The organism is Desulfoscipio sp. XC116, assembly GCF_039851975.1.
Lineage (GTDB): Bacteria > Bacillota > Desulfotomaculia > Desulfotomaculales > Desulfallaceae > Sporotomaculum.
This window is the reverse complement of sequence record NZ_CP156660.1, coordinates 210,499-222,337: the sequence shown is the minus strand read 5'-3', so window position 1 is coordinate 222,337 and position 11,839 is coordinate 210,499. Positions and strand designations below refer to the sequence as shown.

10 protein-coding genes are annotated in these 11,839 nt (G+C 44.5%); 4 read left to right on the top strand and 6 right to left on the bottom strand.

What is annotated here, in order from left to right; translation table 11 throughout:
- Nucleotides 1–174 precede the first annotated feature (174 nt).
- Entirely contained in the window at nucleotides 175–561 is a 387-nt protein-coding gene (locus tag ABDB91_RS01085) for an AraC family transcriptional regulator (RefSeq protein ID WP_347489782.1), read from the top strand.
- Between the two features lie 2 nt (nucleotides 562–563).
- On the top strand, nucleotides 564–1,439 hold the full coding sequence (locus ABDB91_RS01080; protein ID WP_347489781.1) for a methionyl aminopeptidase: 876 nt from the start codon (nucleotides 564–566) through the stop codon (nucleotides 1,437–1,439).
- A gap of 181 nt (nucleotides 1,440–1,620) precedes the next feature.
- Here ABDB91_RS01080 and ABDB91_RS01075 read toward each other — a convergent pair whose 3' ends face one another.
- From ABDB91_RS01075 to ABDB91_RS01050, 6 genes are all read right to left on the bottom strand, one after another.
- Nucleotides 1,621–5,487, bottom strand: coding sequence for an S-layer homology domain-containing protein (locus ABDB91_RS01075; RefSeq protein ID WP_347489780.1), 3,867 nt, complete (start codon nucleotides 5,485–5,487; stop codon nucleotides 1,621–1,623).
- A 252-nt stretch (nucleotides 5,488–5,739) separates the two neighbouring features.
- Nucleotides 5,740–5,886 carry a hypothetical protein gene (locus tag ABDB91_RS01070; protein ID WP_347489779.1) on the bottom strand — a complete coding sequence of 49 codons (147 nt, stop codon included), beginning with the start codon at nucleotides 5,884–5,886 and terminating at the stop codon, nucleotides 5,740–5,742.
- Between the two features lie 469 nt (nucleotides 5,887–6,355).
- Nucleotides 6,356–7,504 carry a hypothetical protein gene (locus tag ABDB91_RS01065; RefSeq protein ID WP_347489778.1) on the bottom strand — a complete coding sequence of 383 codons (1,149 nt, stop codon included), beginning with the start codon at nucleotides 7,502–7,504 and terminating at the stop codon, nucleotides 6,356–6,358.
- A gap of 589 nt (nucleotides 7,505–8,093) precedes the next feature.
- Nucleotides 8,094–8,216, bottom strand: coding sequence for a hypothetical protein (locus ABDB91_RS01060; RefSeq protein ID WP_347489777.1), 123 nt, complete (start codon nucleotides 8,214–8,216; stop codon nucleotides 8,094–8,096).
- 73 nt (nucleotides 8,217–8,289) lie between these two features.
- A complete protein-coding gene (locus tag ABDB91_RS01055) occupies nucleotides 8,290–8,751 on the bottom strand; it encodes a hypothetical protein (protein ID WP_347489776.1) in 462 nt (153 codons plus the stop codon).
- Nucleotides 8,752–8,753: 2 nt separating this feature from the next.
- Nucleotides 8,754–9,476, bottom strand: a complete 723-nt coding sequence (locus ABDB91_RS01050; RefSeq protein WP_347489775.1) for a nitrite reductase — start codon at nucleotides 9,474–9,476, stop codon at nucleotides 8,754–8,756.
- A gap of 308 nt (nucleotides 9,477–9,784) precedes the next feature.
- Between ABDB91_RS01050 and ABDB91_RS01045 the strand changes: the two genes are divergently transcribed.
- On the top strand, nucleotides 9,785–10,198 hold the full coding sequence (locus tag ABDB91_RS01045) for a chemotaxis protein CheW (RefSeq protein WP_347489774.1): 414 nt from the start codon (nucleotides 9,785–9,787) through the stop codon (nucleotides 10,196–10,198).
- Nucleotides 10,199–10,225: 27 nt separating this feature from the next.
- Complete coding sequence (locus ABDB91_RS01040; RefSeq protein WP_347489773.1) at nucleotides 10,226–11,824, top strand: methyl-accepting chemotaxis protein; 1,599 nt, start codon at nucleotides 10,226–10,228, stop codon at nucleotides 11,822–11,824.
- Nucleotides 11,825–11,839 lie beyond the last annotated feature (15 nt).

Below are 11,839 nucleotides of genomic sequence, written 5' to 3'. Positions count from 1 at the left end.
GATCAGACCCGGGTCAATTGGATTAATATAAAAAATTATGGGCTTATGCAATTATATATTATAGAAATCTATGGTAAAATCCTGCAAAGGAATACGGCCTTTATTTCAATGTTTGCAACTTATGTCAGGTAATTATCCATATTGACTGATATACTGGGAAAAGGAGTGAAGCAAATGCCTGTTCAAACAATAGAAATAATGGTGAAATGGGTAGAGAATCACCTAACTGAGGACCCGACGCTAAAAGATATGTCATCGTATGTTGGTTACTCGCCGTTTTACTGTTCCGCAAAGTTCCGGGAATACATGGGAATGACATATAAACAATTCCTCACTCAACGCAGGTTAACAGCCGCTGCTAATGATCTTCGCAGCACCGATGACAAAATAACCGATATCGCTTTTCGTTACGGGTACTCATCATCCGAATCATTGACAAGGGCATTTGGGGCAATGTTCAAATGTTCTCCCCGCCAATACCGCAAAGCTTCAAGTGCCTCTTTTGAACAACGCACTCCACAGGGTATTGCTTCCCCCGAGTTTGCAAATGTAAAGGAGTAAATATGTCTGGCGGACTGGGAAGAAACGATCCCTGCTGGTGCGGCAGCGGACGCAAATACAAAAAATGTCATGCCCCGATTGAGGAGCAAATGGCCATCTACCATTCAAAAGGGTGCGCAGTACCTCACCTCGGATTGCTTAAAACCCAACAGCAAATTCAAGGAATCAGGGATTGCAGTAAACTAAACATAGCCTTACTGGATTATATCGGAGACTATGTTATTGACGGAGTAACTACTGAAGAACTTGACCGGCTGATTTATGAAAAAACTAAGGAGTTAGGAGGCGTACCGGCAACTCTTCATTATCACGGATACCCCAAAAGCGTTTGCATCTCAATAGATAACGTTGTATGTCATGGTATCCCATCTGACCGTGTAATTCTAAGAGATGGGGATATTGCAAATATCGATGTATCTACGATTTATAACGGCTTTTTTTCGGATTCTTCCCGCATGTTTTGTGTCGGTGATGTTTCCAGCGAAAAGCAAAGACTTGTTAATGTTGCGAAAGAATGTATGGAGCTGGGCATTGAGCAGATAAAACCTTGGGGATTGCTGGGAAATGTGGGGCAAGCGGTTAATGACCATGCCAAGAAAAATGGCTATTCTGTTGTTCGGGAAATTGGAGGACACGGTATCGGCCTGCAATTTCACGAAGACCCTTGGGTCAGTTATGTATCCAAACAAGGAACAGGGATGCTATTGGTTCCAGGTCTTGTTTTTACCGTAGAGCCTATGATAAATATGGGAAAAGCCGAAATATCAATAAACGAGAGCGATAACTGGACAGTTTATACTGTCGATGGGAAGCCCTCCGCACAATGGGAAAAAACAGTGCTCGTAACGGAAACGGGTTATGAAATACTTACATATTAAAACATATTCTTAATTTCGATAAGCATTTTTAGCGAGCCATGACTTTCTACTATAAGCAAGATATGTAACTTATTAAAATCTTTTTTTAATTAAATTGTTCTAAAAAGAAGCCTCTGTCAACGAAGGACAGAGACTTTTTTGCAATATGCTTTGTTTATGCAATACCAAACAGTTCCTGCCGCTATATAAGCCCCGCCTCTTGAAGCAGTCTCATTACTATTGCCGCTGTCTCAGCCCTGGTGATATTTTCTTTGGGGCTGAGCATCTGGTTGCTGCCTTTAACTATATTGGATTTTATACAGGATGCGACTGCATCTTTGGCCCAACCACCTACTTTATCCCGATCATTAAAGCTTGCCAGTTGCGTTTCAGTATCCGTGGTATCTGTGTCCATGCCAGCCAGATTCATCGCCTTGGAAATTATGGACATCGCTTCTTCCCTGGTTATTTTATTATTGGGGCGGAAAGTGCCGTCAGTATAGCCGCTGATCAGTCCGTATTCATTGGCTATGCTTACCGCGCCGGCAAACCAGTCGCTGTCTTTTACATCCTTGAACGCACTTTTATTATCGTTTTCCACCAGCCCCAGAGCACGCATGGTTATAGAAGCGAACTCGGCCCGAGTGATCTCTCTGTCCGGCGCAAATCTGTTATCGCCAATACCGCCGATGACTTTCCTGGAGCCCATTTCATTTACCGGCTCTTCGGCCCAGTGATTTATTGCGTCACTGAAAACTACAGGGTTCCAGATTACCGAATAGGTGCTGTTAGTCAGGCTGTTCATTTTAGCGTAATATTTGCCGTTTATGACAACTATTTGTGTCGGCACATGGTTTACTGTTCCATCGGGGTTGACTATAACCCCGGTGGTAATTTTCTGCGGGTCTACTCCCTCGGGTATGGCTATGGTTCTCTCCACATAGGAGTTGAATCTATCCACTTGAATAGTCTTGTCGCCATATGTGCAGGTAATGTCAAAGCTTACCGGCGGCGCGATAATGGTATATCCGCCTCTTTCCGCATCGTTCTCGATTACCCTTACTGTTTCATTAGGGGTCTTGGATATTTTCACGGTCACTTTAATATCTTTGAGTTCGACTTGCCGACCGACTTGTTCCGAAACCGCGTCAATGTTTATCTGCGCCGCCGGCAGCGTATATGAAGCTTCACCGGTGCTGACATTCAGCACTGCTTGCTTTTGTTCCATGCTTTTGACCGTCTGCCCGTTAAGCTCGCCGATGGTTATGTCGGAATCGGCATTTGCAGATATGGTTACCACCGCGTTACTGCCTTCCGCTTCCAATGTCTGTTCAATCCGCCGCTGGTCAACGGTAACGGTGGTAACCGTCTGTCCGTTTCCAGTTGTTGTTACGGTTGTTGTACCAATGCCTTGTTGTTCCCGGCCGTTAATTGAAATGTTGTTCGGTGTACTGTTATTATCATTACTGCTATTATTACCGCTGCTTTCGTTGTCATCATTATCGTCATTATCGTCACCGCCGGATGATTGGGTGTTTACGGTAACAAAGCAGGTATCGGTGAAGCCTCCGTCAATTGTGGTTGCGGTTACTTCTGCAATTCCAACAGCCACGGGTGTTACAACCCCATATACCGCAGTTGCCACCGACGGATTGCTGGAATACCAGGTTACTGATTGATTTGTTGCGTTGGCCGGAGTTATCATATATGTTAAGGTTTCACTTCTCCCTCCCGCGGTTAGGGTTAAGCTGTTTTTGTTGAGCGCTATTCCGATTACATGAACTGCCGGGACATTGTCGATAGTTAATATGAAATTTTTGCTGGCGTTTTGACTACCACTGTCATAAACCGCCGCTGAAACACTGTATTCACCGGTATCAACAGGTGTACCGTAAACCGCACCTTGCACTGAATTATATCCCAGTTCCGCCGGCAATCCGGTTATGGTCCAGGTATATGGCGCTGTGCCGCCGCTGGCGGTTAGTGTTGCACTGTAGCATTCTCCCACTGTGCCGTACGGCAAACTCCCGGTAATAATGGACAGGCCCGGCGGGCTCAATACAACTGGCGAACTGGTTATCTGACTAAGTCCTGTGGCGTTAAACGCTAATTGCGCATTATCTACCCGGGCGGTGTTGCCGGCACCCAGGTCGGTGAAGGTTACGATGCCGTTGTCGGCTGCTGCTGTGACTGTTCCGGTTAAAGTCCAGTTGCCGCTATCTTTTTTTGATGCCGTTACCTGGGTGCTGTTGTCGCCGGTGCAAGTGTTGCCGTATGCATCCTTCAGGGTGATCTCCGGCTGCTGCGCAAATTGACCGCCATTGGCCGCCGGGGCGGTTATGCCGGTGGTTAGGGACATGCTTACGGCCGGACCTGCTGTCGGGGTTATGGCTAGTGTATTGGCTTCAGGGGTGGCTACTCCGGCTACGCTGAAGCCGATGGTTTGGGCTGTTGCGCCGTTTAATACCAGGTCGGCTGTTGCCGTACCGTTTGTGAAGACTACCGGGATAGATTGACCCGATACGGCGGATGTTACATCCAGAGTTGTGCCGTTAAAGCTGCCGTAGCTGTTATCCGGCGCTGCCGATGCTCCGGTTAGGGTGACGTTAATTGCACCGCCGAAGCCGGTGTCTGTATTTCCCAGTGAGTCTTTTACGGTCAAGGTGATTTCTGTCGTATCACCCACTGAAGGTGTCAGTGTAGATGCCAATGCCTCAGCTGTTCGGGCTCCCGCATACGGCGGTGCGTTTGTTGTTGCTGAAACTTCATTTGAAGCCGAACTTGGAACGGCTTCATCGCAGATTGCCTTGACAACAAAGTAATAGGTTGTATCATCTGCCAGATTGTTTATCGTGGTGCTGGTCGCTTCGTAACCCAAAGCATCAGCATAGTCTGTTTCATTATACGAACCTTCCGCAGTTCTCCAGTATATGCGGTAACCTCCAGCCCTCTTGGCCTTATTCCATCTAATTGTTGCCAATGCATCACCACCCAGGGCGCTTACAGCCACAGGCGTGTTTGCCGTCGTCAAAAGCGCGGGATACTGACCGTTTATTATCGACCACGTATCAGATGAATCCCAACCGGAAAAAGTAGAAGCAGTTCTCATTTGGGTATCATCCTCGGGTTCAGCCTGAGAGTTTGATGCGGCACCATTATCCAGCATTCCTATACCGTTTGTGCTTGTCCCAGTTAAATAAAAATTTGAAAACAGGTTCCCGGAAAACGCTGTTCCCGCGATACCACCGCCTTTAACCGCAGTCAAAACAGTGCCCGTTGAATAACAATTACTTACTGAATTAGCATTTGTTGTTGCGGTAATACCGGCTGCAACCGCCTGATCATCAGCGCTTGTCATGTTGCCTGAATTCCAACAGTTGCGTATAAAACCACTGTTTGAGGCAGCTATCCCGCCTACAGTGGTCATACGGGCATCGTATATCCCCACAGAAACATGCGCAGCATTATAACAGGAAGTTATTGTCCCTCCATTATCACTCACTAATCCGCCTACCCCGGTGCTATTACCACCTATAATATTTCCGCTGGTTACATAGCAATTTTCCAGAGTGCCGTAATTCAAAGCCGCAATAGTCCCCATGTATTCGGTTCGGGTTGGCGATATATTAATATCTACATCGGAAAATTTTATATTCCTTACAGCACCGGTTTCTCCTATGCAAATGAAAAAGCCGGCATAATAATTGTTTACTGCGCTGGTAACTTTCATGTTCGATATGGTATGCCAGGCACCGTCATATGTACCGGTAAACCCATCCCAATCATCAGGATCATCAAGCGGACTAAAATTACTGACTCCGCCCAGGTCTATATCGACTGTCTGCACGAAATATTTATCCTTTACCGTCGGAAAGTTGTCTCGTATCCAATTAAGATCGGCAACACCTGTAATCTGATAAGGATCATCTGCCGTACCTGATCCGCTTGGTGAACCGCCGGCATAAACAGTACCCATTCCCAGACTAAAACCCAAACCCAGTACCAGGCCGCACAAAATAACCATTGTTAGAACTAGCGTTATTGGTTTCTTTCTTAAAACTCTACACATTGTTTTAACCACCCTTACAATTGTTCTTGTGAACATCTAGGCGAACAACTTGTTCTGGTAAACTATCACTCTACCGAGTCTATGATACATCCACCGGGACTGTCTCCGGTATCTCAAGATGCACTAGCTGTCGGATCTGCTGATTTTCAAAGTTCGATTCACCTAAGATATTCCGGACCGCTAACATGGTATAAAAACACTGTCAAGTTTTCTTCTTCTTAACAGAACACACGAGATACCCATAGGTAAATTTTAGAAGACACCAAGGGTATAGCATAGCTCCGAGGCAATAAAGATAGCATTTATATCCTGGTCAATGGCTTTCACCTCTTGCATGACGTTTCGTCCGACCAAACAATGTTGCCCGGGCGTATGAGCACTACCTCCGGCCCACCTCATGCCCCCCTCCATAAATAAAGTCGGCAATTCTCACCGAGAAAACGCATCAATTTCTGCTTTGTCCATAACCGAACCACTACTTCACCAAAAGCAGCAGCGCCCTCAGCAAGAAAATAGGCTTTCAACAATTAAAATTCAGCAACGCATGCCACGATTAAACAATATTACCTATGATTTTATATTACGGTCCTCCCAAGATTCCCAAAACATACAGGATGCAAACTCAGACCATATGCCGCCAAAATAATACCGAACCTTATGTAACTGACTGGTGTCTCTCAAGAGACGCCCCCTCCAACGCCCTATCTCCACCCGAAAATTATCGTTCGCCCACGCGCCTGGTAAAAGAGCGGCCGCCGGGGCCTATTACCATCAGGGGTTAAAGTTGAATGCCAAGCAACGGATGAATTAAGGTACAATGGAATACCTTATTGCAGGCAAATTCGGGAATAGCAACTTCGCCGCAAGCTTACTTCGAAGCTTTCTTTATTACTTCTTCATCTATCTCTCTCAACAATTTTTGGACCCCAATATACCAGGTCTCGTCCTCTGCGTATTGCGTATTTATCCAAACTATTGGATCGATTGACGCCGGTTTATTTTTGCTTAGCGTTGCGATTAAATTAGCTGCAATACGGGCTGAATCCAAAGTATCGGTATTATAAGCTTGCCAACTGCCATAGACATTAAACGGATTATTTGCGATCAATTTTGCATTTATCTGATTTTTAGGCACGAAAGCTTGCTCCTGACCTGTAATTGCAAATAATAGCAGTGGATTAACATTATACTCTTGAGAAGCCTGGATTATTGAAGAAAAATACGGTTCCTCGCTGAGCAGAGATCCTCTTCCCGATAAATAATGGAGTAACCTTTCCTTATCTACCTTCTTATATTGCAGCACTTTGTCTTGCATAAAAGCATCTTCAGTCTCACTAGCTGCTATTGGGGGGTTATTTGCGTTAAAAATGTTTTCCTGTCTCAAAACAAATTCGTTTTCAATTATAGATGCAGACATGAATAAACAAGCAATCAGAATACAATGAGGAATATACCACCTGACGGCTTTAATTTTAAAATCTTCATAAATTGCATAAACTCTTTCAGCAAAAAAACTTCCCAACTGAGAGGCATCTATTACACCTGCATTAAAACAGCAATCATCTTCTAAATCGCATAATACTTCGGAGATTATATATTCTAATTCATAATCAGCATATTCATTGTAAGAATCGGCAACCTTGCTAAGCAATAGATCAATATATCTTTCTTTAACTGTATTGCTGCATTTTTTATTTAACCAGTTCACAAGAGAAGCTTTAAAACTATCCCGTGTATCTTTTAAAAAAAGACATGCACGAAATATATCAGATCCGTCGATGTCGTAATTCTTAGTTTTTACGGCCCGCTGAAGAATCTTATATTTCACCTGGTCTCTGATTTCTTTATTAAATTCTTGCATATTCTTATCAATTACTTTATGAATTGCATCGACTAAGATAATAGATCGCTGGTACATGCTGCAATCAGGGTATTTTTTCCAAATATAATTTTTAAGTAAAAGTATTTGATTGCTTCGCAGAACCTCAAACTGTCTTAGTTCAGCCACAAACTCCACTAAAATCACCCTTGGTAACTTAATCTGAATTGAACCTCAATATATTTATCAAACATGCCACGGCCATCCTTCATTTCCAACCCAATGCACTGAATATTACAATAAAACCCCAATGAAGAAAGTAAAACCGGGCAACACGGGAAATATTCTATTTCCATTCAACCCCTAAGTATTACTTAAAGGTATATCGGCATTAAACAGGATATCATTAATAGTACAACAGAAAAGGGATGCACCATCTCACAAGGGCCTTTACAATACAAACTTTCCCGTGAGCCTTACAGAGCTTATTTTCCACCTCCCAACAAAGGATATCCTCATCATGCCGATAGGCGGGACAATTTTGGCAAATGCTTGGGAAACGCAAAAAGCGTCCCAACATTTACCGATGGGGCGTCTTAGACCGGCTGACTTTTTGCGTTTTTCTGTATACCATTGGCAAAACATCTCGACAATAGTCCCGTCCAGCCGGGAACCGAAAAGCAGCCGGCGAAAGCTGTTAAAAACAGTTCGCCGGCTGCTTCTAAATTATAGAAAAACCGTTTTCATTACGTAAACCATTTTCATCTTTCACAGTTCTTTACAACTTTTATAACTCTTCAACAGCCTGTTCCAATCTCTCCAGCGCTTGCTGCAATACAATACGAGGGCAGGCCAGATTAAACCTCTGAAAACCATCGCCGCCGGGCCCGAAGGCGTACCCGTCGTCCAACGCTAAACGGGCCTTGCAATATCAAGCCTTACGGAAACTGCTGCCTTAAATCTTCATCAAATTTCTCTATTATTTATTCTTTTTTCCTTTGCATTTCTTCGGCCAACATTTTGGCAATTTCAGGGCTCTGTTCCTTGACCATGGCCAGATACATAAATACATTGCCCGGGTACTCTATATTTTTTTCCAGAATGGTGTTTTCCAAACAGGTACGGGCGAGGGAAATTACGCAATCCGCTGAATGGTTATCCCGGCATTCCCGACACTGCAAGCAAGTTTGGGCTAAAGCGGGAACAACGTTTTCTACAAAATAATGCTTCATATCCGATTGGGTGATATGCTTACAAGCACCTGGAATGTCAAGAATCCCCTTTTGCCGCGCAAATTGCAGGGACCGAAGAGCAAATCCGACCATACATGCCGCCGGTTTGCATGCACCGGATTGATAATGGTCGCACTCGATACATATTTTTTGCAGCGGCAAGATCATGGCGTCAAGGTCAACCAGTGCAGAAGATCTCAGGGTGCCGGTCATTTTTACGCCTCCTCTTTCCCGGATATAAATGCTAAAAATTCATTATCAGACTGTTTCTGCTTCGATGCAAACATCCCTTGGGGCGGGATAAACTCTCCCACTCCAACCCTGGCCACGGTGGAAGCCAATCGTTCCTTGGGCTGGGCCAGTTTGGAATACGTATCTATTACATACTCAAACAGCTTGCATACCTCGTCGCCGGTCAAATCCTCCGCGAGCAATTGGCCGTGCAGCGGCTTCCTTGTACCACCGCGACCGCCGATATATACATCAAAGGAATCCTGACCCCGCGCGATAAGTCCATAGTCTGCGCACAACGGATCGGTACATCCGCGTGAGCAGCCGGCCACCGCAATTTTTACGTCTTTATTCAATTCTCGCCCCAGGAATTTTTCTTGCATGGCAATCCCGAGATCCAGGGCATTTCCCAGAGCTCGCTGACACAGTGCGGCATTTCCGGCACAGGCTTTAACGGCTCGAACGGTCCCGCCATAAGGAGAAACAGACAAGCCAAGCGCGGAAAGACGGGCTTCCAGTTTAGCCAGATATTCTTCGTTTAGCACTGCCACCACGGTTTGCCTGGTGGTCAGCTTCAATCTGAATACGCCGCATTCCAAGGCAGCTTGTCCCAAGCCGGCAAACTGCTCCGGGGTAAATACACCACAGGCCGCCACTATGTTGACAGCGTACATTCCATTACTTTGCTTAAAGATAGCCTTGTTCAATGCTATACCCTCCTTACATCTAATTAATTCCAATACCCCCGGGAACTTTTGGGTAAATGATAGCATGGAATGAGTATAGTTGCCAATAAGCTATTAATTGACTGAACCTTTTTACAGCATTTATGGTTTACATTACAGAATTTCATATAAGTATATCCTGCATAATGTGCATAAGGATTTACGACCCCTTTAATAAGGAAAATCCCGATCTCCCGCTTTTACTAAAATTCCGATACATAAGGTAAGAAGGCTGATTTTCTGGTGCGTATCGCTTTCAGGCAATATCTAAAAGAGAGGGGGTGCAATGAATGGAACAAAAGCAGGCGGTAATATTTGAGCTGGATAATTGCCTATACGGAGTGGACATTATGAGGGTTAATGAAATCATACGGATGGTGCAGGTAACCCCGGTACCGGAAGCCGACCACTTTATTGAAGGCATAATCAATTTGCGCGGTCAGGTGATACCGGTAGTTAATCTGTGCCGCAAACTCGGGCTTAACTACCGTGATTATCATAAGGACAACCGTATTATCGTCATTCAATCGGACAACAGTAAATTTGGTATGATAGTAGACCGTGTTCTGGAAGTGAGTTCCTATAGTGATGTCGATATTACACCCGTAAACAATGTCAATATTGATACAGGAGTTATTGACGAAATAATCAGAATAGAGAATAATTTGTGTATTGTTTTAAAGTTAAATAATTTATATCAATAGTGCTTATAAGTTAGGGAGGTTGACAATATGAAGCTCAAACTGGGTGCCAAAGTAAGTCTGGGTTATATTATGATGCTGGTAATGGTTGTTATACTGGGTGGCAGCGCTTATTTCAATCTTACATCTATTAAGAAAGATATAAATAACATAAGCAAGGCAAATGAATGCTTAATCTTGCAGTTTGAAACCGAAAACATTTTTAAAGATGCCGTAGCGGCCATAAGAGGCTTTATTGCTTATGGAGATGAAACATATTATCAACAATTGGAAGAAAGTATAAATCAAGTACTGGATAACGAGAACAAATTGCTGCAGATAACCACGGAAGAAGATAGACCGGAAGTGCAAAAATTAATCGACGCATCAAACCAATACAGGGACGGCTTGATCAACAGGCTTTCCCCGGTGGTAAGAGCATACCATAATGAACTGAATGCCGGCAATGAAAAACAGGCCGATGCTAAATTTGCAGAAATGAATGTAATTACGAATGAGTTAATCCCTTATACCAACCAGCTTTCAGAAAGCCTTCAAAAACTCGTGGAAAATAATAATCAAATAGTGGTCCAAAGTTTAAATAAATCCAATTCGGACGCTGCCAAGATTATTACGGCATCCATAGTTATGCTTTTCATTTCGGTTATAATCGGCATTATATTGAGCGTTACTATGACCAGGATGTTGAAAAACCCCATCTTACAGATGGTCTCCGGAGCCAATAAGTACGCCGACGGCGACTTGAGGGAAAAAATAAATATAAGGTCATCCGATGAACTGGGGGATCTGGCCGCTGCTCTTAATCAAATGCAGGCGAGTTTCATCAGTATAATCAAAAAACTTAAGGATTCTTCCGGCCAGTTGTCGGATTCGGCTCAACAGCTTACATCTCAAGCCCAGCAAACTTCCGCCGCGGCGGCTGAGACAGCATCCACCATGGGCGAGGTGGCCAGCACAATGGAAAATGTGTCTGAAAGCACCCAGGATGTTTCCCGACAGGCAAATGTCGCATCACAACATGCGGATAAAGGCTTCCACGGTATTGAAATGGTCACCGAACAAATGCGGGAAATCTCAGCTTCCAACCTGCAGGTTAACAACTCAGTGACAGCCCTTGGCACTGCGATAGGCAAGATTGGTCAGTTTGTTGAAGTAATTACCAACATTGCCGACCAGACTAATCTTTTAGCCCTAAACGCCGCCATAGAGGCCGCCAGAGCCGGAGAAGCCGGCAGAGGTTTTGCTGTTGTGGCAGAGGAAGTACGCAAATTGGCCGAACAATCCGCCCAGTCCACCAAGGAAATTAAACAGCTGATCAAGGAAATACAGAATCAAGCAGAACAGGCAGAGCAAGCCATGTCTATCGGGGTAGAAAAAGTTGACCAGGGCAACAAAGTTGTAGGCGAAGTAGGTGAAAGCTTCTCTGAAATCATTAACGCCGTTAAAGAACTGACCGATCAGGTGCAAAACGTTGCCGCTGCCGCTCAGCAGGTTTCCGCCGGCGTACAGAACGTAGCCGGAACCACCGAGGAGCAAACCGCCGCCATGGAGGAAGTCTCAGCCTCAACGGAAGAACTGAGTAAATTGTCTACGGAACTTAATGATGTGGTATTGAAATTTAAAATATAATCTATATTGCCAACC